The sequence below is a fragment of the Mesorhizobium zhangyense genome, assembly GCF_011045115.1.
In the GTDB taxonomy this organism is placed as follows: Bacteria; Pseudomonadota; Alphaproteobacteria; order Rhizobiales; family Rhizobiaceae; genus Mesorhizobium_M; species Mesorhizobium_M zhangyense.
On record NZ_JAAKZG010000015.1, the window covers coordinates 1 to 22,817 of the forward strand.

26 protein-coding genes and 1 pseudogene are annotated in these 22,817 nt (G+C 60.6%); 4 read left to right on the forward strand and 23 right to left on the reverse strand.

What is annotated here, in order from left to right:
- The 8 genes and pseudogenes from G6N74_RS25020 to G6N74_RS25055 form a co-directional block, all read right to left on the reverse strand.
- A pseudogene (locus tag G6N74_RS25020) lies at positions 1–322 on the reverse strand (hypothetical protein); the annotation flags it as partial.
- Between the two features lie 492 nt (positions 323–814).
- Positions 815–3,175: a bifunctional DNA primase/polymerase gene (locus G6N74_RS25025; protein ID WP_165120733.1), complete on the reverse strand. Its 2,361-nt coding sequence runs from the start codon at positions 3,173–3,175 to the stop codon at positions 815–817.
- Positions 3,150–3,413 (reverse strand): hypothetical protein, encoded by a 264-nt coding sequence (locus G6N74_RS25030; protein WP_165120734.1) that lies wholly within the window; start codon positions 3,411–3,413, stop codon positions 3,150–3,152. The genes G6N74_RS25025 and G6N74_RS25030 overlap by 26 nt, the downstream gene beginning before the upstream one ends.
- On the reverse strand, positions 3,410–3,760 hold the full coding sequence (locus G6N74_RS25035) for a hypothetical protein (RefSeq protein ID WP_165120735.1): 351 nt from the start codon (positions 3,758–3,760) through the stop codon (positions 3,410–3,412). Before G6N74_RS25035 ends, G6N74_RS25030 begins: the two co-directional genes overlap by 4 nt.
- Positions 3,761–3,945: 185 nt before the next feature.
- Positions 3,946–4,149, reverse strand: coding sequence for a helix-turn-helix transcriptional regulator (locus G6N74_RS25040; protein ID WP_165120736.1), 204 nt, complete (start codon positions 4,147–4,149; stop codon positions 3,946–3,948).
- A 78-nt stretch (positions 4,150–4,227) separates the two neighbouring features.
- A complete protein-coding gene (locus G6N74_RS25045) occupies positions 4,228–4,602 on the reverse strand; it encodes a hypothetical protein (protein ID WP_165120737.1) in 375 nt (124 codons plus the stop codon).
- On the reverse strand, positions 4,603–5,835 hold the full coding sequence (locus G6N74_RS25050) for a tyrosine-type recombinase/integrase (protein ID WP_165120738.1): 1,233 nt from the start codon (positions 5,833–5,835) through the stop codon (positions 4,603–4,605).
- Between the two features lie 335 nt (positions 5,836–6,170).
- Entirely contained in the window at positions 6,171–6,629 is a 459-nt protein-coding gene (locus tag G6N74_RS25055; RefSeq protein WP_165120739.1) for a YidB family protein, read from the reverse strand.
- 144 nt (positions 6,630–6,773) lie between these two features.
- On the opposite strand from G6N74_RS25055, the gene G6N74_RS25060 reads away from it, so the two are divergent.
- Both G6N74_RS25060 and G6N74_RS25065 read left to right on the forward strand, forming a co-directional pair.
- Positions 6,774–7,031, forward strand: coding sequence for a GlsB/YeaQ/YmgE family stress response membrane protein (locus tag G6N74_RS25060; RefSeq protein WP_165120740.1), 258 nt, complete (start codon positions 6,774–6,776; stop codon positions 7,029–7,031).
- Between the two features lie 168 nt (positions 7,032–7,199).
- Positions 7,200–7,463, forward strand: coding sequence for a DUF2188 domain-containing protein (locus G6N74_RS25065; protein WP_165120741.1), 264 nt, complete (start codon positions 7,200–7,202; stop codon positions 7,461–7,463).
- Between the two features lie 21 nt (positions 7,464–7,484).
- Here G6N74_RS25065 and G6N74_RS25070 read toward each other — a convergent pair whose 3' ends face one another.
- From G6N74_RS25070 to G6N74_RS25100, 7 genes are all read right to left on the reverse strand, one after another.
- The gene (locus G6N74_RS25070) at positions 7,485–8,219 is read right to left on the reverse strand and encodes an MOSC domain-containing protein (protein ID WP_165120742.1); all 735 of its coding nucleotides are present in this window, start codon (positions 8,217–8,219) and stop codon (positions 7,485–7,487) included.
- Between the two features lie 106 nt (positions 8,220–8,325).
- Positions 8,326–8,865, reverse strand: a complete 540-nt coding sequence (locus G6N74_RS25075; RefSeq protein ID WP_165120743.1) for a MerR family transcriptional regulator — start codon at positions 8,863–8,865, stop codon at positions 8,326–8,328.
- Between the two features lie 247 nt (positions 8,866–9,112).
- Positions 9,113–9,436 (reverse strand): integration host factor subunit alpha, encoded by a 324-nt coding sequence (locus G6N74_RS25080; RefSeq protein ID WP_091917796.1) that lies wholly within the window; start codon positions 9,434–9,436, stop codon positions 9,113–9,115.
- Positions 9,437–9,633: 197 nt separating this feature from the next.
- On the reverse strand, positions 9,634–10,605 hold the full coding sequence (locus G6N74_RS25085; protein ID WP_165120744.1) for a beta-ketoacyl-ACP synthase III: 972 nt from the start codon (positions 10,603–10,605) through the stop codon (positions 9,634–9,636).
- A gap of 14 nt (positions 10,606–10,619) precedes the next feature.
- Positions 10,620–11,678: a phosphate acyltransferase PlsX gene (plsX, locus tag G6N74_RS25090; RefSeq protein WP_165120745.1), complete on the reverse strand. Its 1,059-nt coding sequence runs from the start codon at positions 11,676–11,678 to the stop codon at positions 10,620–10,622.
- 107 nt (positions 11,679–11,785) lie between these two features.
- Positions 11,786–12,343: a YceD family protein gene (locus G6N74_RS25095; RefSeq protein ID WP_165120746.1), complete on the reverse strand. Its 558-nt coding sequence runs from the start codon at positions 12,341–12,343 to the stop codon at positions 11,786–11,788.
- Positions 12,344–12,366: 23 nt separating this feature from the next.
- Positions 12,367–12,906 (reverse strand): ubiquinol-cytochrome C chaperone family protein, encoded by a 540-nt coding sequence (locus tag G6N74_RS25100; RefSeq protein WP_165120747.1) that lies wholly within the window; start codon positions 12,904–12,906, stop codon positions 12,367–12,369.
- Between the two features lie 140 nt (positions 12,907–13,046).
- Between G6N74_RS25100 and G6N74_RS25105 the strand changes: the two genes are divergently transcribed.
- Positions 13,047–13,556, forward strand: a complete 510-nt coding sequence (locus tag G6N74_RS25105; RefSeq protein ID WP_165120748.1) for an outer membrane protein assembly factor BamE — start codon at positions 13,047–13,049, stop codon at positions 13,554–13,556.
- 84 nt (positions 13,557–13,640) lie between these two features.
- Here the strand turns inward: G6N74_RS25105 and G6N74_RS25110 are convergent, their stop codons facing one another.
- From G6N74_RS25110 to ribH, 4 genes are all read right to left on the reverse strand, one after another.
- A complete protein-coding gene (locus G6N74_RS25110) occupies positions 13,641–15,779 on the reverse strand; it encodes a sodium-translocating pyrophosphatase (RefSeq protein ID WP_165120749.1) in 2,139 nt (712 codons plus the stop codon).
- 223 nt (positions 15,780–16,002) lie between these two features.
- The gene (locus G6N74_RS25115) at positions 16,003–17,226 is read right to left on the reverse strand and encodes an MFS transporter (RefSeq protein ID WP_165120750.1); all 1,224 of its coding nucleotides are present in this window, start codon (positions 17,224–17,226) and stop codon (positions 16,003–16,005) included.
- Entirely contained in the window at positions 17,226–17,723 is a 498-nt protein-coding gene (gene nusB, locus G6N74_RS25120; RefSeq protein WP_091917804.1) for a transcription antitermination factor NusB, read from the reverse strand. Before nusB ends, G6N74_RS25115 begins: the two co-directional genes overlap by 1 nt.
- A 4-nt stretch (positions 17,724–17,727) precedes the next feature.
- Entirely contained in the window at positions 17,728–18,183 is a 456-nt protein-coding gene (ribH, locus tag G6N74_RS25125) for a 6,7-dimethyl-8-ribityllumazine synthase (protein WP_165120751.1), read from the reverse strand.
- Positions 18,184–18,427: 244 nt separating this feature from the next.
- Here ribH and G6N74_RS25130 point away from each other — a divergent pair, with 244 nt between their 5' ends.
- Positions 18,428–18,823: a DoxX family protein gene (locus G6N74_RS25130; protein WP_165120752.1), complete on the forward strand. Its 396-nt coding sequence runs from the start codon at positions 18,428–18,430 to the stop codon at positions 18,821–18,823.
- Positions 18,824–18,826: 3 nt separating this feature from the next.
- On the opposite strand, the gene G6N74_RS25135 is transcribed toward G6N74_RS25130, so the two are convergent.
- The 4 genes from G6N74_RS25135 to glyA all read right to left on the reverse strand — a co-directional run bounded on the left by G6N74_RS25135 (position 18,827) and on the right by glyA (position 22,517).
- Entirely contained in the window at positions 18,827–19,444 is a 618-nt protein-coding gene (locus G6N74_RS25135; protein ID WP_165120753.1) for a riboflavin synthase, read from the reverse strand.
- Positions 19,444–20,565 (reverse strand): bifunctional diaminohydroxyphosphoribosylaminopyrimidine deaminase/5-amino-6-(5-phosphoribosylamino)uracil reductase RibD, encoded by a 1,122-nt coding sequence (ribD, locus tag G6N74_RS25140; protein ID WP_165120754.1) that lies wholly within the window; start codon positions 20,563–20,565, stop codon positions 19,444–19,446. The genes G6N74_RS25135 and ribD overlap by 1 nt, the downstream gene beginning before the upstream one ends.
- A gap of 3 nt (positions 20,566–20,568) precedes the next feature.
- The gene (gene nrdR, locus G6N74_RS25145; RefSeq protein WP_165120755.1) at positions 20,569–21,039 is read right to left on the reverse strand and encodes a transcriptional regulator NrdR; all 471 of its coding nucleotides are present in this window, start codon (positions 21,037–21,039) and stop codon (positions 20,569–20,571) included.
- Between the two features lie 164 nt (positions 21,040–21,203).
- Positions 21,204–22,517, reverse strand: a complete 1,314-nt coding sequence (gene glyA, locus G6N74_RS25150) for a serine hydroxymethyltransferase (RefSeq protein WP_165120756.1) — start codon at positions 22,515–22,517, stop codon at positions 21,204–21,206.
- Positions 22,518–22,817: the final 300 nt, after the last annotated feature.

Genomic DNA, 22,817 nt, shown 5'->3' on the forward strand with positions numbered 1-22,817 from the left:
CGGTAGCGTTGCGTTCGACATCATCAGAATTTGCTGCCTTCATGATCTGCCCGACCGACGGCACGATCTCGCGGGCCATCTCGGCGTCATAATCATATTCCTCCTCATCGGCGCCTTCCGGCTTTGAATTGTCATTGGCTGCGACCAGCGACCAATTTGAGTTCAACGACTCTTCTTCTGTTTGATCGCGCCACGCCCGCAGTGGCTCAAACTGCTTGGCCTTCTGATTGCGACGCGGCTTTGCGGGAGACGGCTTGCGCTGGAGGTATGCTGAAAGACCATCGAGGAAGGAGCGGTATTTTGTTTCGTGGTCAGGATGCATCGTTATCCTCCTCCAAGCTGTTGTCGTTCGCAGCCACATGCGGCCGCGGTGTCGATACGTGAACGCCAGAAGCGGCTGCGTTAAACCGGTCCAATCCGGTGACGCCATCTGACGGTAAGTGAAAGTCCTTGGTCATTGCTGGAGCCGGGCCGCGCCAGGCGGGCGCTCCCTGTTGGCGGTGTGTGCGGAGGGGTGGCATTCGTTTTCCTGTTTCCTAGGTGGCTGCCGCGCGCACGAGTGCGTGGATGGTTTCTGGGCTTCAAAAACACTTGTGGGGGTGCATCCCGTCTCTAAAAGCACCCACTCTTACCTATATATATGATTTTATTATATTTTTTACATGTAAGAGTGGGGTAAAGGCTGGGTGCAAGGGTGGGTGCAAGACCGCCGGAAGGGTGGGGGCAAAATTACTGTGCAGCGCGCCGGATTCGTTTTTTGTACCCAGCCTTCACCCAGTCTTGCGGCGGGCTTTACCCCGGTCTTGCACCCAGTCTATTTCCGCACCGGCTCAGATTCTTTCGGAAGATGTTCCGCCGCCCAATATCTAATCCGCGTCTGACCGCTGTCGGTCATAAGCCGTGCATGAATGACTTCGCCCGCCTGCATCAGCATCGAAATGATGTCCTCGAGCCGCCGCTTATCGAGCGCGCCACGAATGTTCTTAACGATCTCGCGCATGGTAATACCGCGCTCGGCTCGCCTCACTATCTGAGCACGCACCCGAAGATATTCAGCGGCTTTTTCGTTGTCAGCAATGTTGTCCGTTGCACCACTGATAATCACGCGTAGGGAATGCTCGGCGACGGCGTTAGCCCACTCCTGGATTTCCCGCGTTATTATCGGCTCCTTAGGATTGGTACCGACGGCAACGATAAGCGCAAGCCGTGCGGCATTCTCTCCGACACGGTTTAGAATTGGCCGATACTGCGGATCAACAGACGTCTTCATTGAACGAATACGGTCATCGAACGCCTCGAAGACGTCGTCGACGCCCTCAGCCCATGCCGCTGTCATAATCGGATAAGGTTTCTCGTCCGACTTGGCGTTCAGAGCGAAAAACGGCCCGGTGAATCTGCCAGATGACAGCCCCAACAATGCTGCAACCTTTTCGGAAAGTTCGGCCGGAATATCCTCGATAGAACCGGCCGGCCGGCGCACCTTAACGGGCTCTGAATCGCCAACGTCGATCAACACCAGGCGACCTAAAAGGCCCTCAGAGATGTTACCCGATGACAATGCCGCCCAGAATGTCGACGGCGTAGATATTCCGTGCAAGGAGAAGCACGGCGCCACGATTCTGGCGATGTTGCCGCCAGCCTTTTCTTGCCCGCCCCAAAAGCCCTGGGGGGCACCTGTAAGCTCCATCAACGCTGTGGCTATCTCTGCCCGATGCGTTGCGACATTGCGTCCGGCGTGATCGCCCAGCCAACGGCCGAATTCGTCCTGAATGCAGATGGAACTTGGCGACTTCCGCAGCTTGTTGGTCAGTCCTGGAAGGCTGCGGATCTGGTCCATGAATAGCCATTCGGACACCTTGTCACCCCAAGACGTACTGTCGGCCAGAGCCGCTGAAGCACGAATCGTGACGTCCTTTCCAAACCCAGACTCGGCCAAGCCCACTATGTACAGATTGCTCCGCAGTCCTGTCGGACCTTTGTATCGACGTCCGATGAGTCCCGCCGTGAAGGCAAGCGAAGCTACGAGCGCAAGGTGTGGAGACGGGAACCGAGCGCACGAGACGATGAAGCGAGCGAAATCGCCGACTGCGCCGGGTGGAAAGCACAGGTGCTCCGGCAATCCCTTTGAACGGGCAATTGTAGAAGCAGGCTCTGGCGCAGAGTTATCGGATTCGTCGTCATTGTCCGCAATCGGAGCGGCAGTGGACGCACCGAAGCGCACCGAGACCGGCGCAATATTCCACCCTAAGTCCACAGGGGCCACGCCAAGCTGCTCGCACAGCCAATGCGCAGCTTCCCTCGCGTTCGATGCCGATCCGTATTGCTGAACCAAACCTATAGGGGTTTCCGGTCGCTCGAGACCGAAATCCTGAACACCTGTCGAATGGATCGAGATATCTTCCTCGAGCCCTCTCCCGAGAGACGAGCTCGTGACACGCCAAGCGCCCGTGCCGGCCTCTTTGTGCGCAGAGGGAAACAGGTCACGGACCCACGCATCGGGAGTGTCGAGCGCTGCCGTGTTGACACGCTGCCAGAATGTCTGGTTGCCTGTGGTTCGCACGCTTTTCATTGCCGACGCGCGCAAAGGCGTCCCGGTCTTTGTAAGGATGGCTTCCGCGTCCTGTAGAAAGGAGTCGATTTGGTAGGGCGTAATTTCGGGAAGATCGGAGAACGGAACGGAAAGCAGGTCGCCGCCGCTCCATGTGTACGGCTGGCTAGTGTCGGGATGGATGCCGAAGGCGACAAATTGCTGTCCGATGCCGAGAACCTCGACCTGGCATTTCTTACCCGATACCGAATATTCGCCTGTCTTCAGCTTCTCGCGCGGTTCGACTGCACGGAACACGAACAGGCATTTCGGTGCCATACCAGTTCTGCAAGGGGCCAATCCAGCGTCAGGGATGTCGAGCAGTCTGTCGATGAGCTTCTCGCAGGTTGCCGGATCCATCGCGTCGATATCGATCGCGACGACATCCCCCGTCAAAACACCTGTGTTCTGATGATCGGCATGACCGCGCTCCCATGCGGTGACGGACGCAGGCGTAGCCTTGATTGAGGACCATCCCGCAATGCGAGGGCGCTTTCCGTCGACAGGAATCGGGAGGTAGCCGTTTTCGATCAGGGAGAGGCGAATTTCGGTTGGAGTTGGATCAAGCCGTTCGGCGGTATTCGGCATGCTGGCCCTCAAGTTCGCGCGACGCTGCGGAAGTAATTTCTGCGGCGATACAAGGTAGAAATGTCACGAAATGACGCCCATCGGATTGGGGGCCGACGATACGACGTGTGCCGTCCGGGAATTCACGCAATAGCAGGCCATAGAGCCGGATATTCCCGCCCAGTTCCACGTCGAAACGAGCGATCGTCCGGCCGGCACCCGAAGGCACCGGCCGGATTGAGAGGATTTTTGGGCTCATGCGGCAGTCCTACCCGCCGCCGCATCGTTCTCGATTTTCTCAATAACAGCCTGCCACACAAATTCGGCGACACGCGGATCGACGAAGAACACGTCACCGACGGAACGGACTAGCCCAATGGGTGGCGGAGTTCCTTCACCTGCGTATTCAACGAAGGCAAACCGTCGATGTCCATTATCTTCGAAGCCGCTACGCAGCACACGTTCTGGAAACAACGAGTGATCGAGTTGTCTGGCGTCGTGGGGCCAACCGTCCAGAAAATCGATGGCGACCCCAAAACCTTTGATACGCGGCACACGTTCCAAACGGTTACCGCGTCCGTCACTGTTGATGGTGCGATTAAACATGTGTTCTCCCTTCCCGCTCATGGCGGGTTGCTGGCAGTTTTCGAAATTTGGAAGAATTGATGTCACCGTCCTCGCGGGATGCGGTGGATCGGCTATTCGCCCGATCGGCGGCCGCGCGGGACGGCTCACAATGTTGCGCGAACAATATATGGATCGGCGTCTAAAATCCCAACCCCGCTGCGTGGTCAAGCCGCCTTTGCTGCGATGCGGTTATCGTTGTCTGACTGCCGGTTGGCGGCGAGCCAGGCGTCTAAGTCGTCAGTCGAGTAGATTACCGTCGCGCCAAGCTTGATATGGACCGGACCGCCACCATAGCAGCGCGTCTTGTCGAGAAAGGATTTCGACAAGCCTACGTACTCTGCGGCCTGCCTCACTCGTAGATTTGCCATCGATTTACCTCCGTTGCTGGCGTTGCATGGAAGTAAATAGGCGTTTTCGAGCGCAATAATTACGCGAACAAATCCAATTTATTCGCGGGACGCCTCGTCATGTGCCTCCTTCGCATCTTCATACTCGGCGATCGCTTTGCGGACATGCGTCTCGGAGTAACCGAACTTATCTGCCACCTTGCACAACGCATCCTCATATTTTGTGCCCTCGCGACGCAACCGGTGGAACTGCTCACCAATCTCAAGCCAGTACTGCGTTAGGGCCTTCTGTCGTCCGCGCTTTCTTTTCGGAGGCTTGAGCATCTCTGCAGCAAGCCGCTGCACGACACCGTCAGCTTCGCCGGTGAGTAGACTATCGACAATTAAAGTCCTAGCGTCATTAGTTCGGCCCTCACTCAACGCTGCTTCAATGGGAAGTGCCTTCGAGCTGAAATTTTTCGGGAGCGGTGCCATCTATTTGGCTTTCATCGCAGCAGCAATCTGGTTCGCAATGACGTCTGCAGCGCGCCTCGATGCATCATCCGCAATGTGCGCATAGCGCTGGGTCGTCGCTGAATCGGCGTGACCGAGCAACTTGCCAATCACCGGCAAGCCCATACCCGACCAAGCACCAACCGACGCAAACGAATGGCGTAGATCGTGGATGCGTAAACCGTCCAATCCGGCTCGCTTGCATATCGCAGCCCACGGACGTTTGAGGTCAGCGCGGGGTTTCTCATCAGGCATCCCGGCACTTTCGCCAGCGATAACGTACTGGCCGATCCGCGGTAGACTTGCGAGTACGTCACGCGCAGCGGTTGAAAGAACTACGGTCTTGCGACCAGTCTTCGAGTCCGGGAGAAATAGAAATCCCCTCTCGGTGTCGACCTCAGACCATCGGAGATGCAGGATTTCGCGTAGTCTGGATCCCGTTAACATGATCAGTCTGATCGCGCCTGTCACTGAAGGGTGCATCTTGGTCCGCTGGCCCTTCGGGGCGTGCTTTGCGTCCCCTGCCTTGACTTCCAAGCCGACGGTCTCAGCCTCCCGCATGGCGTCACCTAGCCGCGCCATTTCATCAGCACTCAGGAATCTTTCGCGGCCTTGTTCCTTGTTGCGTTCGACCCCAGACGCCGGATTAAAGCTTTCCGGGACATAGCCGTTTTTGGCGCCCCAGCCATATGCTGCAGAGAGTAGAGCAACCGCACGATTGGCCGAGTATTTACCGCGCTTTGTTATTGTGGCATGCGCTCGCTGCACGTCGACGCGAGTGAGGACAGTCGCTTTCGTTGTACCAATTTGTGGCTCGATGTGCTTGGCAAGCGTGATTTCATAGAACGATCTCGTCGTCGCCTTCATTTCCTTCTGAGCGATATAGTCAGCGACTAGCACTTTGACCGTGACGCTTGCCCGTTCGTCCGTTCGGTCTTTCGCAAGATCTTTGCCGAGAGCTGCGTTGGCGATTGCTTTGCGCGCTGCCTCACGAGCTTCGTTAGCCTTGAGCGTTCCGACTCGGCCAAGCTTGATCCGCTTCTTGCTGCCGCCCGCGATAGGACGGAATTCGGCGAAGAACGTACCCGTGCCGCCTGCCGTTCGATAGAAGCCAAAACCGGCCAGGTCCTCGTCGAAATAGAATTTGGTCTTATTTGGCTGGGCGGATTTCATAACCTCCACCACCGAATCCGCCGTGATCTTGATTTTAGCCACCCTTGCCTCTTTTGTAGCCACTATGTAGCCAGCATTTTCATTGACTTAAGGGATAAGTCAAGCGGGCATTGGTTTCTTTCTGTTGCATTTATGGGATTTACCGGAGCGTCAGGCAACGGCAGGAATGGCTATAAAACACGTCCATTAAGACTGGGGGTCAAGGGGTCGTCGGTTCGAATCCGGCCACTCCGACCAATCTTCCCTTGAAATTTCCCCAGTAAATCATCAGCAAAATCCTCGGCGACATATTCGCCGGGCGACAGAGACAAAGAATCCTGCTCCGGGGATGCCGAAGCAGGATCTGCATTCAATTTGCCGGTGAAAAGCTCTTCGGCCTATTTCCGCCAGGCCGAAGCGACCTGTTCCTGGCTTGGAACCTGCCCGCCAGGCGTCAGCTTGTCGACGAGGCCCGGCAGCGCCGTCGACAGTTGTTTGAGCAGCTCCTGTTCGCTGATGCCGGTTCTCTCGGCAATCATCTTGATCGTCTGCGCGCCGAGCGCCTTGCCGAGATCGTTTGCCGCAATCGGCTTGTTCTCGCCGGTTCCGACCCAGGAATCGGCAGCGGTGCCGTGGCCGGCCTCCTTCAGCTTGTCGAGCAGCCCGCCAAGGCCGCCGAGAAGACCGCCATCAGCTTCTGCAGTGGTGTCTGCAGGCTCCGGCTCCTGCGGAGCCTGCGGTGCTGCTGGCTGGCTGCTTTTGCCGCTCAGCATCTTGCCGACCAAGAGCGCGCCGAGCGCAATAACCAAGGGTTTAGCGATATTGCCGCCAGGTACGGCGTCGTCGAAAAGTCCCATATTGGCCTCCATGTGCCAGGATTGTCGCCCCCGCACCTACAATAGTGGCACTGTGCGACGACTTTTCAAGCCCACAACCGAACAGTTGTGTTTATTTCGTTCCTGTGGAACTCTCCGCCGTCTGACGTTGGAGGAGAATTCTGTATGTCGGTCATCGCTTGGATCATTCTCGGCCTGATTGCGGGCTTCCTGGGCAGCAAAATCGTCAACAAAAGCGGACAGGGCATGCTGATGGACATCGTCCTCGGCATTGTCGGTGCGGTTGTCGGCGGTGTTATCTTCAACTTCTTCGGTGCGGCCGGCGTAACCGGCCTCAATATCTACAGCCTTATCGTCTCGGTTATCGGCGCCGTCGTTGTGCTTTGGCTCTATCATACGCTGGCCGGGCGCAGCAGCGTCTAGCCGACGATCAAAAGCGCTCGCTTCACAGTGAAGCGGGCGTGCAGTGCCAATATCGGGGGTTTGCCGCGCGTCTCGGCGCGGATATGTTTTGTTTATCCGCAGCCCGCGTGTTCGGTCGGGAACAACGGACAGCCGCATTCGTTCATCCGCTCAGACAGGAGCATGACGATGACAAAAGTGACCTATCAGATCGTGGAACATGACGGCGGCTGGGCCTACAAGCTCGGCGACGTGTTTTCGGAAACCTTTCGATCCCACGATGAGGCTTTGAACGCGGCCAAGGCAGCGGCCTCCGAGCAGCAACTGGCCGGCAAGACCGAAGGCATTTCCTATCAGGATGCCGACGGCAGATGGCACGAGGAGATCGCGCAAGGCAGCGACCGCCCTGAAGCCGACGTCACCGACAGCGGCAGGAAAGAAGACCGCGGCTAGCGCCCTCCCCAACCGGAACGATCAGGCGAGCACAACCTCGTCGCCGACGCGCAGGGCGCCGGGTGTCGTCACGTTGACCTGTATGCCGAAGCCGCCATCGCCATGACGGGCGATGGTGTGGAGCACCGGCGGTGCGAAGGGCAAACCTCCCTGCGCCAGCGCGACGAAACTGCAACGTTCGCAAGGTTCGACAACCACCGTCCTCGCTGAACCGATGGCAAGGCTGCGTTTCAGCCACTCCTTCTCGATGAAGCCTTCGAGTTCGGGCTCGGTCTCGATCACCATATTGGCGCGAAACCGCCTCACATCCACCTGAACGTCGGCAGGCGCCAGCGACGCCAATCTTGCCAGCGAAGCGGTCGTCAGCACATGCAGGTGGGCGCGATCGTATCGCGGCGCAGATGCAGCAGTCTCGCCTTTCGGGAATGGGTCTTCGTAGCGCCGGAATTCCACCGGAAATCCGAGAACGTCCGTTGCCGCCGACGCCGCTTCCGGCGTGCCGACGGCCCGCCATACTCCATCACCGGCCAGCACCTCGACAGTGTCGTCCACCAGACGCGACTGCATTTCCGGTGCGACGCGCCAGCGTTTTTCCTTTTCCGGAGCAGCCACCTTGCCGGCCTCGACATCGAAGAGGCCCCAGCGCCGGTCTCCGACAATACCATGCGCATCGAGCGCCGCTTCCTCCAGCCGCTCACCACGCAGTGAACTGACCGGATATCGCCATAACTCGATGATCTTGCCGACTTTTGTCATGGCCGCAGCGTAGCGGTTTCATCGCCGAGCGAAAGCCGACGACGGAAAAAACGCCGTCACAGCAGGCAGATTTCCGTTGTGCCACCGCAGGCGAGCTATGGCGAATTCAACGCACCTGGTCGAGCAGCCGCTTGCATTCGAGGAGATCAAACAGCGCTTCCTGGAGCAGCGCGCGGTTGTCACGGGACAGTTTTCCGCTGTCGGGCTGCACCGGGCCTTCGTCGTCAGCCTTGCCTAGTCCGAAGAAACGACGGTTCGGCTTGGCCTTGGGCTCGCCGACCAGCATCTCGTCGTCGGTACGTGGTTGAGCGCCGGCGGTCATGGGTGCTGCCTCGGCCTGCTTGCGCTGGGAAATGGCCTCGACCGCAGCAACGTCGCCATTGCCGATGGCGACCAAAAACTGGTTGCCGTTCTCGCGCAGCAGCTTCTGCACGCCCTTGATGGTGTATCCCTGATCGTAGAGCATGTGGCGGATGCCCTTGATCAATTCGACATCCTGAGGCCGGTAGTAGCGGCGGCCGCCGCCACGCTTCATCGGCTTGATCTGGTTGAAGCGCGTTTCCCAGAAACGCAGGACATGCTGGGGGAGATCGAGGTCTTCAGCGACCTCGCTGATGGTACGGAAGGCGTCGGGGCTCTTGTCCATGGGGCGCAACTCTCGCTCGGAACGCCTGCCCGTCGCGAGGATTTCGCAACGCGGCTCTTTCCAACAGTTCGAGCGCAATCCTTTCCGACTTCGGTCCCGCCACTCAGGATCACGCCCGGAAACCGATTCGTACACTATTTCAGCGCTTTGCGCGCTAACATTCAAGCCCGGCCTGAATCAGACCGAGGTTTGTCAACCGTAATCAGGATGATTGATCGCAGAGACAAGGCAGAAGGCGCCGGCAAAACTACTTTGCGGCCTTGTCCTTGCTGTTCTGATGGGTGCGCAGGATGCGGCTCTTCAGGACGTTGGACGCCTTGAAGGTCATGACGCGGCGCGGCAGGATCGGCACTTCCTCACCTGTCTTGGGATTGCGGCCGATGCGCTCGTTCTTGTCGCGGACGTGGAATGTTGCGAAGGACGACAGCTTCACCGTCTCGCCGCGCACGATCGCTTCGCAGATTTCGTCAAGAACGGCTTCGACAAGTTCGGCGGATTCGGTTCGGGAAAGCCCTACCTTGCGATAGACGGCTTCGGCTAGATCGGCGCGCGTAAGCGTTTTTCCCCCCATGCGACCGTCAACCATCCTCAAACAACAGATTTCGTTACTAACGCCGAGACGTTAGAAAATTGACCCGTCTAGGTCAAGGCCCTGAATGCTTTGACTTTTCCGAAACAGACGAATCTGATTCATGCTGCGTCGCGGCAATGCGAGCCGGTCTAAGATTCCCCGGCAAATCGACCGCTGATTGCAGCCGTAAACCCCTGCTACCAGCGCAAAAGCACCGCGCCCCAGGTGAAACCGCCGCCCATGGCCTCAAGCAGCACGAGGTCGCCTTTTTTAATGCGTCCGTCGGCAACTGCCACCGAAAGCGCCAGTGGAACGGACGCAGCCGACGTATTGCCGTGCAGATTGACCGTCACGACGACCTTTTCCTCGGCAATGCCGAGTTTCTTGGCGGATGCGTCGATGATGCGCTTGTTGGCCTGATGCGGCACGAACCAGTCGAGATCGTCGGAGGTGATCCCGGTCTCGGAATAGGTGGCTTCGATCACGTCAGTTATCATGCCGACAGCATGTTTGAACACTTCGCGGCCTTCCATGCGCAGCATGCCGACCGTTCCGGTGGTCGATGGGCCGCCATCGACATAGAGCTTGTCCTTGTGGACGCCGTCCGAACGGAGGCTGGCCGCCAGGATGCCGCGATCGGCGATCGTGCCCTCGCCTTCCGCCGCCTCGATCACCAGCGCGCCGGCGCCGTCGCCGAAAAGCACGCAGGTCGAACGGTCGTTCCAGTCGAGAATGCGCGAAAACGTTTCGGCGCCGATGACGAGAACGCGCTTTGCGAGGCCGCCGCGAATGTAAAGATCAGCCGTCGTGATCGCGTAGACGAAGCCCGAGCACACCGCCTGCATGTCGAAGGCGAAGCCATGATGCATGCCGAGGCGGTTCTGGATTTCCACGGCGGTTGCCGGGAACGTATTGTTGGGCGTCGAGGTGGCGAGCACGATCAGGTCGATATCGGCCGGCGTCAGGCCGGCATTGTCGAGGGCTGCGCGCGCGGCTGCCTCGCCCAGCGATGCCGTCGTCTCGTCGTCCGCCGCAATGTGGCGCTGGCGAATGCCGGTGCGCTGGGCGATCCACTCGTCGGAGGTCTCGACCATGCCTTCGAAGTCGGCATTCTTCATGATGCGGCGCGGCAGCGCAGACCCGATGCCACGCACAATCGATCTGATCATAGAATATCCTGTTCCTAATTCTCGTCCGCGAGTTCCGACGATCTCGTGGCCTGCGGGTGGCGGGCATGGAAAAGATCGAGATCGGCCTCTATGCGGTCGAGAAGCCCGTTCCTGACCATGTCATAGCCGAGTTCGATTGCCGCTGCGAAACCTTCCGCGTCGGCGCCGCCGTGACTTTTTACCACAATGCCGTTGAGGCCGAGGAAGACGCCGCCATTGGCGCGGCGCACATCCATCTTCTCGCGCAGCGTGTCGAACGCGCCCTTGGCGAAGAGGTAGCCGATCTTGGCCATCAGCGTCCGGCTCATCGCGGCGCGCAGGTAGCCGCCGATCTGGCGCGCCGTGCCTTCGGCCGTCTTCAGCGCGATGTTGCCGGCAAAGCCTTCGGTGACGACCACATCGACGGTGCCCTTGCCGATATCGTCGCCCTCGACGAAGCCATGATAATCCATCGCCATCTTGCCGGCTTCACGCAGCAGGCGTCCGGCTTCCTTGACCTCTTCCTGGCCCTTGATCTCCTCGACGCCTACATTGAGCAGGCCGACGGTCGGGCGCTCCATGCCGAACAGCGCGCGCGCCATGCCGGTGCCGAGAATGGCGAAATCGACCAGCTGGTGGGCGTCCGCGCCGATCGTCGCGCCGACGTCCAGAACCACGCTTTCGCCGCGTGCCGTCGGCCAGATGGCGGCGATCGCCGGGCGGTCGATGGTTGCCATTGTGCGCAGGCAGAATTTCGACATGGCCATCAGCGCGCCGGTGTTGCCGGCGGAGATGCAGGCTTCCGCCTCGCCGTTCTTGACGGCCTCGATCGCTTTCCACATGGAGGATTTCCAGCGGCCATGGCGCAACGCCTGACTCGGCTTGTCATCCATTCTCACCGCAATGTCGCAGTGGAAGAATTCGGTGACTGCCGCCAGCTTCGGATATTTGTTGAGTTCGGGACGTACGGCGTCCTCGCGCCCATAGACCAGGAAGCGCACGTCGGTACGGCGCTGGGCGACCGTCAGAAGTGCGGGAATGAGGACTCCCGGCCCGTGGTCGCCGCCCATGGCGTCGATGGAAATTCTGATCACGCGGTATTCATCTCACGTTTATCGAACGGCGGGCCTTGATTAGGCTTCGCGAAAATAGCGGTTTTAAGCCGCCGCACAACCGACATTTCGTGCGAAACGCACGCCATTCAGCGTTTTTGCGTCAACGCGCGGAGCTTTCGTTGCAATTCGTTCTCGACCGGCTCTTCGGCTAAGTTATGGCTCGGTTGGCGTAATTCAGCGCCCTTCTTGCGCGGATATGGATCGATCGCAAGGCCAAAAAATTCCTCGGCGAGTGCGCCGACATCTATGGTCTCGCCGGAAAAGAGTTCCGGGCTGTCAGGACCGTCGGCATCGAGCATTATCTCACCGCCCTCGCCGAAACCGTGCCGTGCGAGTTTCGAGTCTTCCGGCAGGAAAAGCCCGGAAACCTCTTCACTGACATGCGTCTCGATCGGCTCCAGCGTGACCACGCAAGCCTGCACGATATCGGCCTCGACGGTTCCCGAAACCTTGATGCCGTTGCGCTTCCAGGCGGTGATCAGCAGTTCGGCGCGGTAGCGCTCGACCGATTCCAGCCCATGCTCTTCGGCAAGAGCCGCGCGCTGCTTCTCATCCGCCTCGATCACCACCGGCAGGCCCTTCTGGGGCAGCCGCGCGACATTGGCGTCGAAGGAAACCGGACTTACTGGCATTTCATGTTTCATGACGGTCTCCTTTCCGTGTTTCATCAGGCGGCACCCGCGACCGGAAAGCGGATCGCCCCCGAAAGGATCGTTTCCGATGCCTGCTCGCGCAGCATATTGTCCGCCTCTATCACATAGGCCGCAAGGGCGTCTGCCTGCGGCCAGGTCTCGCTGTCGGGCCTGATGTTTCGGGCCAGTGCTGCGGTAAGCGCTTCCCTGTCGCCGCGCTCGAGCGCGTCGGCATAAGCGGCGGTGCGCCCATAAAACATGCGTCCGAGCTTCTTCATCCGCTTCGGCACGCCCATATCGCCTATTCCGAGATCACGCAGGGAGTGTTCGACTTCGGCAAAGAAATCGTCGGTCAGGATCTGCGCGACCTCGCGTGCCGCCCCGGCCTCGCCATGCAGGCGCTGCTGAAACAGGAACATATGCAGTGAAAGCATCTCGAAACGGCCAAGCGGCGTGTCGGGTGCATCCCAATCAGAATAAAATACCGGTTGCCGCGCCGCCGCCACGATTTCGGCGTAGAGCGCGTCCGTTATCGTACGATTGCTGCGTTCGCGGCCGAAAAGGCGTTTGAACATGACGGGCGGGTCTCCTCGGGGAACCGTTTCGCGGGGTGGCGTTGTTGCATCGGCGCGCAAGCTGGTTTACCGGTTTTGCGGCTCCGTGCAAGGTGGGGGCGGCAAGACATATTGCCAAGATCGATTTGAAGGAGTTGTTGTTGGGCTCGCTGAATTTCAAGACCATTTATTCGCCTGCCGCCGTCGGAGCGGCTTGCATGCTTGCCGCGGTGGGGCTTTCCGGCTGCAACTCGTCAAAGGTTCTGGGCGGCCTGACACCGGGCGAGACACTGACGCAGGGCTATGTCATCGACCAGCAGCAGATCGATCTCGTGCCGGTTGGCTCCAGCCGCGAACAGGTTATTCTCGCGCTCGGCAGCCCGTCGACCACCGCGACCTTCGACAACGAGGTGTTCTACTACATTTCGCAGACGCGCCGGCGCTCGGTCGCCTTCCTGAACCCGACGCTGGTCGACCAGCGCGTTCTGGCCGTCTATTTCGGCCCTGACGGCCGCGTCACGCAAATCGCCAACTACGGCAAGCAGGACGGCAAGGTCTTCGACTTCATCGCGCGCACCACGCCGACAGGCGGCAAAGACCAGAACTTCATCGGCCAGCTCATCTCCGGTGCCGGCGGCAAGCCGACCCTGCCGATCGGAACGACGCAGTAAGCACTGCCACTTCCATTACCCGATCAAAAACCCGCGGGATCGCTCCCGCGGGTTTTTTCGATTCGAACTGGCCGTTAGGCCGGTTCAGTGCGCCAGCACTGCCAGCAGCAGCAGCGCAACGATGTTGGTGATCTTGATCGCCGGGTTGACGGCCGGACCCGCGGTATCCTTGTAGGGATCGCCGACCGTGTCGCCCGTAACCGAAGCCTTGTGCGCTTCGGAACCCTTGAGATGCTTGACGCCATCCTTGTCGGTGAAACCGTCTTCGAACGACTTCTTGGCATTGTCCCAGGCGCCACCGCCCGAGGTCATCGAGATGGCGACGAACAGACCGTTGACGATGACGCCGAGCAGCGAGGCGCCGAGCGCGGCGAACGCCGAAGCCTTGGAGCCGGAGATCAGCAGCACGCCGAAATAGACGACGAGCGGCGCCAGCACCGGCAGCAGCGACGGGATGATCATCTCCTTGATCGCCGCCTTGGTCAGAAGATCGGCGGCGCGGGCGTAATCGGGCTTGGACGTGCCCTTCATGATGCCCGGATCTTCGCGGAACTGACGGCGAACCTCTTCGACGATCGCTCCTGCCGCACGGCCGACGGCCGTCATGGCGATGCCGCCGAAGAGATAGGGAATCAGGCCGCCGAAGATGAGGCCGGCGACGACGTAAGGATTGGAGAGGTCGAACGAGACTTCACCCATGCCCTGGAAGTAGGGATACTTGTCGCCATTGGCGGCAAAGAATTTCAGGTCGTTAGCATAGGCGGCAAACAGCACCAGCGCGCCGAGACCGGCAGAACCGATGGCGTAGCCCTTGGTGACCGCCTTGGTGGTGTTGCCGACCGCGTCTAGCGCATCGGTGGAGTGACGAACCTCCTTGGGCAGGCCGGCCATCTCGGCAATACCACCGGCATTATCCGTGACCGGGCCGAAGGCGTCGAGTGCCACGATCATGCCGGCCAGGCCGAGCATGGTGGTCACCGCGATCGCCGTACCGAACAGGCCGCCGAGCTGGTAGGTCGAAATGATGCCGCCGACGATGACGATTGCCGGAAGTGCGGTCGATTCGAGCGAAACCGCCAGACCCTGGATGACGTTGGTGCCGTGGCCGGTCACAGACGCCTGGGCGATGGAATTGACCGGGCGCTTGTTAGTGCCGGTGTAGTATTCGGTGATGACGACGATCAGCCCCGTTACCAGAAGGCCGACGAGGCCGCAGACGAACAGGTTCTGCCCGGTGACGATAACGCCGCCGCCTGTTCCGATCTCGCCCCAGCCGACGGTGAGCGACGTTGCTGCGCCCAGGCCGATGATGGAGAGCAGGCCGGTGACGATCAGGCCCTTGTAAAGCGCGCCCATGATCGAACCATTGGAGCCGAGCTTTACGAAGAATGTGCCGATGATCGAGGTGATGATGCAGGCGCCACAGATTGCCAGCGGGTAGAGCATGACGCTGCCGAGAACGGCAGTCCCGCCGAAGAAGATCGCAGCCAGAACCATGGTGGCGACGACCGTCACCGCATAGGTCTCGAACAGGTCGGCTGCCATGCCGGCGCAGTCGCCGACATTGTCGCCGACGTTGTCTGCAATGGTCGCCGGGTTGCGTGGGTCGTCTTCCGGGATACCGGCTTCGACCTTGCCGACGAGATCGCCGCCGACATCTGCGCCCTTTGTGAAGATGCCGCCGCCGAGACGCGCGAAGATCGAGATCAGCGATGCGCCGAAACCGAGCGAGACGAGCGCGTCGATGACCGTGCGGTCATCCGGCGCCAGACCCATCGGGCCGATGAGTACCCAGTAATAAACCGACACGCCGAGCAGCGCGAGGCCCGCCACCAGCATGCCGGTGATGGCGCCCGACTTGAAGGCGATGTCGAGGCCGGCGGCAAGGCTGTTGGAGGCCGCCTGCGCCGTGCGCACATTGGCCCGCACCGACACGTGCATGCCGATGAAGCCGGCAAGGCCCGAAAGCACTGCGCCGATGAGGAAACCGATTGCTGCGGTCGCCGATAAAAGCCACCAGGCCAGAAGGAGGACCACCACGCCGACGATGGCGATGGTCGTATACTGACGCGCAAGATAAGCCTGTGCCCCCTCCCGGATGGCGGCTGATATTTCCTGCATGCGTGCATTGCCCTGGTCGGCTGCAAGAACCGACTGTGTCGCCCAGATGGCGTAAAGGACAGAAAGCAGGCCGCAGGCAATGACGACGTAAAGCATGGTCATTATGCCGATCTTCCCTGATTGTGAGCCCGGTAGAACCCCTCCCCGGGCGCTGCGATGAAGACCGGTTGGCCAATAGCCGGAATCCGGTCTGCGACTATTTGTCTGAAACGGATCGGCCAACGTCAAGTCAGTGTTGAGTTTTTGCCGGATTTTTGCCGTTTTTGATTAGGCCAAGCGACCACCGTCGCTAAAGCCTCGCGGCAGGCAGGGAGAATCCAGGCCCTTAGGGACGCCGCACCGCCGACGTGTCTGGCACGTGCCTGCGCGCTACGAACAGCCATACCAGCGCCACGAGGCAAATCGCCGTCACCGGGAACACCACCCAGTTCAGCATGTCCCAGCCATAGGCGTTGTAGACCTTGCCGGACATCAGCGAGGAGAAGGCAACGCTGCCGAACAGGACGAAATCGTGAAAACCCTGCGCCCTGCCCTTTTCGGACGGGTGATAGGTTTCCGACACAAGCGCGGTGGCGCCGATGAAGGCAAAATTCCAGCCGAGGCCGAGCAGGATCAATGCCGTCCAGAACTGCCACAGATGGATGCCGGACAGTGCCACCATCGCACAGCCGATCAGCAGGACGAAGCCCGTCGCCACGATCGTATTCGTGCCGAACCGATGGATCAGCCGGCCGGTGAAGAAGCTCGGCGCAAACATCGCCATGACATGCCAGGAAATGCCAAGCGTCGCCTCATCCGGCGAAAAACCGCAGCCGACCATGGCCAGCGGCGCACCGGTCATGACGAAGGTCATCAGCGTGTAAGAGCCCACACCGCAAAGCAGCGCCACGATGAAGCGCGGTTGCGAGACGATCTCACTGAGCGGGCGGGCAGTTCCATGATCGACCGCTTTCTTGTGCGTATCCGGGCTGGTGCGCAGGAATGACAGAACGATCGCGCCGACCGCCGAAAGCACGAGGATCGCAGCGAAGGAGCCGGCAAACATCACCGGCGCAAACAGTTCGCGCGTGAAGATGACGATCTGCGGCCCGAGGATTGCCGTGATTACCCCGCCCGCCAGCACGAAGGAAATGGCGCGCGCCTTGAATTCGCGCGGTGCGTTGTCGGCAGCCGCAAAACGGAATTGCTGGACGAAGGCTCCGCCGATGCCGACGATCATCATGCCGACGGCAAACAGCCAGAAATTGGATTGAAAGAGCGCCATTGTGGCAACCAGCCCGCCCAGCGCCGTCGCCAGCGTGCCGGCCATAAAGCCATTGCGCTGGCCGAGCCATCTCAAGATTGCCGCTGCCGGCAGCGAGCCGAGCGCCACGCCGAGATTGAAGCCTGTCACTGGGGCTGTCGCGAGCGACTTGTCGGCGCCGAGCAGATAATGACCGGCGAGCGCGCCGAGCGAAATACAGATGGGAGCGGCCGAGCCGACAATTGCCTGCGAAGCCGCCAGGATGATCGCCGTTCGCCGTGCGTTGCTTTGCGCGGCGTCGCTCATCAGGCGTCTTTGCCGCGTCCTTCGCCGCGCACGCGGCGCGATACCCGGTCCAGCACGGCGTTCACCAGCTTCGGCTCGTCTTCGACATAGAACGCCTTGGCGATGTCGACATATTCCGAAACGATGACGGCCACCGGCACGTCCGGACGCTGCATCAACTCGTAGACGCCGGAACGCAGGATGGCGCGCAGCGTCGAATCGAGACGCGACAGCGGCCAGTCCTCGGTCAAAGCCTGACGGATGACCGGGTCGACCGTCTTCTGATTCTCGACGACACCGGCAAGAATGGCACGGAACCACTGCGCGTCTGCCTCGCGGTAGAGCGCGCCGTCGACCTCCTTGCCGAGCCTGAACGCCTCGTATTCGGCAGTGATTTCGAGCAGGCCGGCACCCGCCACATCCATCTGATAAAGCGCCTGCACGGCGGCAAGGCGGGCAGCGCCACGCTTGTTGGCCTGGCGGATGGGGGGCTGACCGTTTTCGGCTGGCTCAGTCACTTTTTCAGGCTCCAAGGCGTTCGCGCAGGGCGATCATGGTGAGTGCGGCGCGCGCTGCGAATCCGCCCTTGTCGCCTTCATGACGCTTGGCGCGCGCCCAGGCCTGGTCGTCGTTCTCGATCGTCAGGATGCCGTTGCCGATCGCAAGCGATTCCTTGACCGCGAGGTCCATCAGCGCACGGCTCGATTCGTTGGCGACGATATCGAAATGATAGGTCTCGCCGCGAATGACGGTGCCAAGGGCAACGAAGCCGTCATATTCCGTACCGCCTTCTTCCGCGCCATCGAGCGCAAAGGAGATCACGGCAGGCACTTCCAGCGCGCCGGGAACCGTCACGACGTCATAAGTCGCACCCGCATCTTCGAGTGCAGCCTTGGCGCCTTCGAGAAGCGCGTCGGCGAGGTCGTCGTAAAAACGAGCTTCGATTATGAGCAAATGCGGTTTTGTGGAACTGGCCATGAACGTCTCCGGGATCGTCGGTGACTTAGGCCGAAGCCGGTAAGTTCGCAAGCGGAAGATTGCCGGACGACCGTTCGAGACACGCCATCCGCACTGCCTTTGACTGCGATGAAGGGCAGGCTCTGAAACCGCGAGATCCGAGCAGCTTATGAAATGAGAAACAAATTCCGTCATCATGGATGTCGGAAACAGCTTTTTCCATTCGTCCTATGTGGGCCAAACGACACCGTGGAGGACCAATCAAATGAGCAAGACCGTTGCAATTCTCATCGCAAGACTGATCTTCGGCGGCGTTTTCGTCATGGCCGCCAGCTTCAAGTTTCTCGGCATGGAAGCGACAGCCGGCTACATCGCCGCGGCAGGTTTTCCGTTTCCGCTGTTTCTCGCCTGGGTCGCCGCCTTCTTCGAGGTCGCGCTCGCTCTCGCCTTGCTGACGGGCGCGTTCTTCTCGGAAGCCGCACTTCTTGCGGCGGCTTACGTCCTGTTCCTCGCCTTCGCCTTTCACGGCCCGTCGCACTGGGAAGGCAATCAGGCGGAATTCGGATTCTTCATCGATCACTTCACCTTCATCGCCGGCCTGCTGTTCGCCGCGGTTCATGGACCGGGCGAGAAGCTGGCGATCAGGAAGAGCTTGATCTGAATCTCAAAGCCCTTCTTCCGCCGCCTGCGCGAGTCGGGCGGCATAGCGCGCCATGGTGTCGATCTCGAGATTGACGCGGTCGCCGACCTGTCGCTCGCCCCAGGTGGTGACGGTCAGCGAATGGTGGATCAGGAGCACGTCGAAGCGGGTACGCTCGACCTTGTTGACGGTGAGCGAGGTGCCGTCGAGCGCGACCGAGCCTTTGGGCGCGATGAATTTTGCCAATTCGCCCGGCGCTTCGAGCGTGAAGCGCACGGCGTCGCCCTCGTCCTGCCGCGCCACGATTTCGGCCATGCCATCGACATGGCCGGAAACGATGTGACCGCCGAGTTCATCGCCGATCTTCAAGGCGCGCTCGAGATTGATGCAACTCCCGGTACTCCAGCCGGCCGCAGTCGTCAGACGCAGCGCTTCTTCCCAGGCCTCGACCTCGAACCAGCGTCCATTCGCGCCGGCTTCCGGCAAGGTGACCACGGTCAGGCAGACGCCGCCGCAGGAGATCGATGCGCCGATCTCGATGGTTTGTGGATCATAGGCCGTGTCGATGCGCAGCCTGACGCCCTCACGCAGCGGCGAGACGGAGGCGACTGAACCAACATCGGTGACAATTCCGGTAAACATCAGAAATTCCTTGTCCATTCGGCATAGCTGTCGTCGCCGAAGCGCGCCTGGCGTGTAAGGCGAAACCCTGCCGGCATATGGTTCTCGTCGACGGGGGCTGCAATGCCGCCCGCGCCGAGTTCGACTGGGCCACGGAAAATCACGATGCGGTCGACCATGTCGTCGGCGAGAAAATTGCGCGCCGTCTCCGCCCCGCCCTCGACCATGACGTTCATCATGCCAAGTGCTGCGAGATCTTCCAGCAGTTCTGGCAGCGCGATGCGGCCGTCATAGGTGTCGGTTGCGAGCGATTTTACGCCAAACGCTTCGAGTTCGGCTTTGCGCGCAGCATCCGCTTCCGGTCCCACGGCCACGAATACGGGAACCTCTTCCGCCGTCCGCGCCAGCTTCGACGCCGGATCGAGCCGCGCCAATCGATCAAGCACGATGCGCACCGGCGAGCGGGCTTCCAGGCCCGGCAGACGAACCGTCAGTTCCGGGTCGTCGGCGAGCGCCGTGTTAATGCCGACCACAATCGCATCGGCCTCGGCGCGCATCAGATGCACCTGCCGGCGCGAGATCGCGCCGGTGATGGCGATCTGCCCCTCACCCGGTCGACCGATCATGCCGTCGGCGGAAAGCGCAAGTTTCAGAGTCACTTGCGGACGTTTTTTCAGAGATCTGACCAGATAGCCGGCGAGCTGATCTGCGGCTTCGTCGGCCATCACCCGCTCGACCACCTCGATGCCCGCTTCGCGCAGAATCGCATAGCCCTTGCCCGAAACGCGCGGGTCGGGGTCACTCGCGGCACCCACCACGCGGGCCACCCCGGCCGAAACCAGCGCATTGGCGCAAGGCGGCGTGCGGCCGTGATGGGCACAGGGTTCGAGCGTCACATAGGCGGTCGCGCCACGCGCCTTTTCACCGGCCTCGGCCAGCGCTTCGGCTTCGGCGTGCGGTCTGCCACCGATTGCGGTGACACCGCGCCCGACGATGACCGGGCCGTTGCCGTCGTCGCTAACGAGGAGCGTGCCGACAGCAGGGTTTGTCGCCGTCAGGCCGGCGTGTTTTCGCGACATGCGAAGGGCGGCCGCCATGAAGCGGCGGTCGGTCGCCTGCTGTTCTTCATACCGGGTGGACATGGCTCAACCCGGTTCCTCTTCGTCCTCGCCCTTGAGCTCGCCGAGAACGTCATGGAAGTCCTTGGCCTCGCGGAAATTGCGGTAGACCGAGGCGAAGCGGACATAGGCGACATCGTCGAGCGCTTTCAGCGCTTCCATGACCAGACGTCCGATCTCGCCGGTCGTCACTTCGGTCTCGCCTGAGCTTTCGAGCTGGCGCACGATGCCGGTTACCGCGCGGTCGATGCGTTCGGGATCGACATTGCGCTTGCGCACTGCGGTTTCCATCGAGCGCAGCAGCTTGTCCCGGCTGAACGGGACTTTCCGGCCCGACTTCTTGACCACGATGAGGTCGCGCAGTTGCACGCGTTCGAAGGTGGTGAAGCGCCCGCCGCAATCAGGACAGACGCGCCGCCGCCTGATCGCCGCGCCGTCTTCGGCGGGGCGGGAATCCTTTACCTGGGTGTCTTCCGACTGGCAGTAGGGGCAGCGCATGTCTCGGCTTCGTCCTTCGCGATTCCTCTCGCGAAAGGCTTAGAGCATGATTGCGAAAAGTGGAAACCGCTTTTCCGTACCGACTGCATCGCAAGCGAAGACAGAGCGTTTCGTTTTTCCGCCGCAAATGAAAAAGGGCGGGAAAACCCGCCCCTTTCAAGCATTCACCCCAGATAGGGATAAAGCGGGAAACGGTCGGTCAGTTCGACCACCTTCTTCTTCACTGCAGCCTCAACCGCCGCATTGCCTTCATCCGAATTCGCGACCTTCAGCCCATCGAGCGTTTCAGCAATGAGATTGCCGATCTCGCGGAACTCGGCCTCGCCGAAACCGCGCGTCGTGCCGGCCGGCGTGCCGAGGCGCACGCCCGAGGTGACGAAGGGCTTTTCCGGGTCGAAGGGAATGCCGTTCTTGTTGCAGGTGATGTTGGCGCGGCCAAGGGCTGCCTCGGCGCGCTTGCCGGTGGCATTCTTGGGGCGCAGGTCGACCAGCATCAGGTGATTGTCGGTGCCGCCCGAAACGATGTCGAGACCCGTTCCCTTCAGGCTGTCGGCCAGCGCCTTGGCGTTGGCGACGATGTTGGCGGCGTAGGTCTGGAATTCTGGCTTCAGCGCTTCGCCGAAGGCGACCGCCTTGGCGGCAATGACGTGCATCAGCGGGCCGCCCTGCAGGCCGGGGAACACCGCCGAATTCATCTTCTTGGCGATTTCCTCGTCATTGGTGAGGATCATGCCGCCTCGCGGGCCGCGCAGGGACTTGTGCGTGGTCGTGGTCACGACATGGGCATGCGGCAGCGGCGACGGGTGCTGGCCGCCGGCAACAAGACCGGCAATATGGGCCATGTCGACCATCAGATAAGCGCCGACTTCATCGGCGATCTCGCGAAAACGCTTCCAGTCCCAGATGCGCGAATAGGCGGTACCGCCAGCCAGGATCAGCTTCGGCTTGTTCTCGCGGGCAAGGCGCGCAACCTCGTCCATGTCGAGCAGGTGGTCGTCCTGGCGCACGCCGTAGGAGACGACCTTGAACCATTTTCCCGACATGTTGACCGGCGAGCCGTGGGTCAGGTGACCGCCCGAATTCAGGTCGAGGCCCATGAAGGTATCGCCCGGCTGTAGCAGCGCCAGGAACACCGCCTGGTTCATCTGGCTGCCGGAATTCGGCTGGACGTTGGCGAAATTGCATCCGAACAGCTTCTTGGCGCGTTCGATGGCGAGCGTCTCGGCGACATCGACGAACTGGCAGCCTCCATAGTAGCGCTTGCCCGGGTAACCTTCGGCATATTTGTTGGTCATGATCGAGCCTTGCGCTTCAAGCACGGCGCGGCTGACGATGTTTTCCGAAGCGATCAGCTCGATCTCATGGCGCTGACGGCCAAGCTCATTGCGGATAGAGCCAAAAATCTCCGGATCGGCATCGGCGAGCGTCGTGCCGAAGAAGGATTCGAAATGTTGCGAGGCGGCCGAGTCTCTTGCCATGTCAGGTAAATCCTTAGCTGGGGCGGTGCTCTGTTGCGTGGACATCATCCCTTGGGGAAGGAGATCATGTTCCATGCGGCGCGCCATTAGCACACTTGCATGGGCCTCGCCACGTTCGCGGCGCGAAATTTGGTGGTCGCTTTGCGGCAGAACGGCGCGGCGCACCTGAAAAGAGCGCCCTGCCCGCCTCCACGCTGGTTGCATATTGCCTTCGGCACGGTTATTTCTGGACCGTTGCTCGTCAAGATCAGGAAAGGAGGGCCGCGTGAATACGTTCTTTCGTCATCATCGTCAGCGTGG

What these genes read in the sequence shown, in the direction of transcription:
- G6N74_RS25040 (WP_165120736.1), bottom strand. Translation starts at nt 4,149, where the DNA reads ATGGCAAATCTACGAGTGAGGCAGGCCGCAGAGTACGTAGGCTTGTCG.
- G6N74_RS25030 (WP_165120734.1), bottom strand. Translation starts at nt 3,413, where the DNA reads ATGAGCCCAAAAATCCTCTCAATCCGGCCGGTGCCTTCGGGTGCCGGC.
- G6N74_RS25070 (WP_165120742.1), bottom strand. Translation starts at nt 8,219, where the DNA reads ATGACAAAAGTCGGCAAGATCATCGAGTTATGGCGATATCCGGTCAGT.
- G6N74_RS25115 (WP_165120750.1), bottom strand. Translation starts at nt 17,226, where the DNA reads ATGAGCGACGCCGCGCAAAGCAACGCACGGCGAACGGCGATCATCCTG.
- G6N74_RS25100 (WP_165120747.1), bottom strand. Translation starts at nt 12,906, where the DNA reads ATGTTCAAACGCCTTTTCGGCCGCGAACGCAGCAATCGTACGATAACG.
- ribD (WP_165120754.1), bottom strand. Translation starts at nt 20,565, where the DNA reads ATGTCCACCCGGTATGAAGAACAGCAGGCGACCGACCGCCGCTTCATG.
- G6N74_RS25065 (WP_165120741.1), top strand. Translation starts at nt 7,200, where the DNA reads ATGACAAAAGTGACCTATCAGATCGTGGAACATGACGGCGGCTGGGCC.
- G6N74_RS25110 (WP_165120749.1), bottom strand. Translation starts at nt 15,779, where the DNA reads ATGACCATGCTTTACGTCGTCATTGCCTGCGGCCTGCTTTCTGTCCTT.
- G6N74_RS25080 (WP_091917796.1), bottom strand. Translation starts at nt 9,436, where the DNA reads ATGGGGGGAAAAACGCTTACGCGCGCCGATCTAGCCGAAGCCGTCTAT.
- nrdR (WP_165120755.1), bottom strand. Translation starts at nt 21,039, where the DNA reads ATGCGCTGCCCCTACTGCCAGTCGGAAGACACCCAGGTAAAGGATTCC.
- G6N74_RS25035 (WP_165120735.1), bottom strand. Translation starts at nt 3,760, where the DNA reads ATGTTTAATCGCACCATCAACAGTGACGGACGCGGTAACCGTTTGGAA.
- G6N74_RS25095 (WP_165120746.1), bottom strand. Translation starts at nt 12,343, where the DNA reads ATGAAACATGAAATGCCAGTAAGTCCGGTTTCCTTCGACGCCAATGTC.
- ribH (WP_165120751.1), bottom strand. Translation starts at nt 18,183, where the DNA reads ATGGCCAGTTCCACAAAACCGCATTTGCTCATAATCGAAGCTCGTTTT.
- glyA (WP_165120756.1), bottom strand. Translation starts at nt 22,517, where the DNA reads ATGGCAAGAGACTCGGCCGCCTCGCAACATTTCGAATCCTTCTTCGGC.
- G6N74_RS25025 (WP_165120733.1), bottom strand. Translation starts at nt 3,175, where the DNA reads ATGCCGAATACCGCCGAACGGCTTGATCCAACTCCAACCGAAATTCGC.
- G6N74_RS25135 (WP_165120753.1), bottom strand. Translation starts at nt 19,444, where the DNA reads ATGTTTACCGGAATTGTCACCGATGTTGGTTCAGTCGCCTCCGTCTCG.
- G6N74_RS25075 (WP_165120743.1), bottom strand. Translation starts at nt 8,865, where the DNA reads ATGGACAAGAGCCCCGACGCCTTCCGTACCATCAGCGAGGTCGCTGAA.
- G6N74_RS25060 (WP_165120740.1), top strand. Translation starts at nt 6,774, where the DNA reads ATGTCGGTCATCGCTTGGATCATTCTCGGCCTGATTGCGGGCTTCCTG.
- G6N74_RS25045 (WP_165120737.1), bottom strand. Translation starts at nt 4,602, where the DNA reads ATGGCACCGCTCCCGAAAAATTTCAGCTCGAAGGCACTTCCCATTGAA.
- G6N74_RS25085 (WP_165120744.1), bottom strand. Translation starts at nt 10,605, where the DNA reads ATGATCAGATCGATTGTGCGTGGCATCGGGTCTGCGCTGCCGCGCCGC.
- G6N74_RS25055 (WP_165120739.1), bottom strand. Translation starts at nt 6,629, where the DNA reads ATGGGACTTTTCGACGACGCCGTACCTGGCGGCAATATCGCTAAACCC.
- G6N74_RS25130 (WP_165120752.1), top strand. Translation starts at nt 18,428, where the DNA reads ATGAGCAAGACCGTTGCAATTCTCATCGCAAGACTGATCTTCGGCGGC.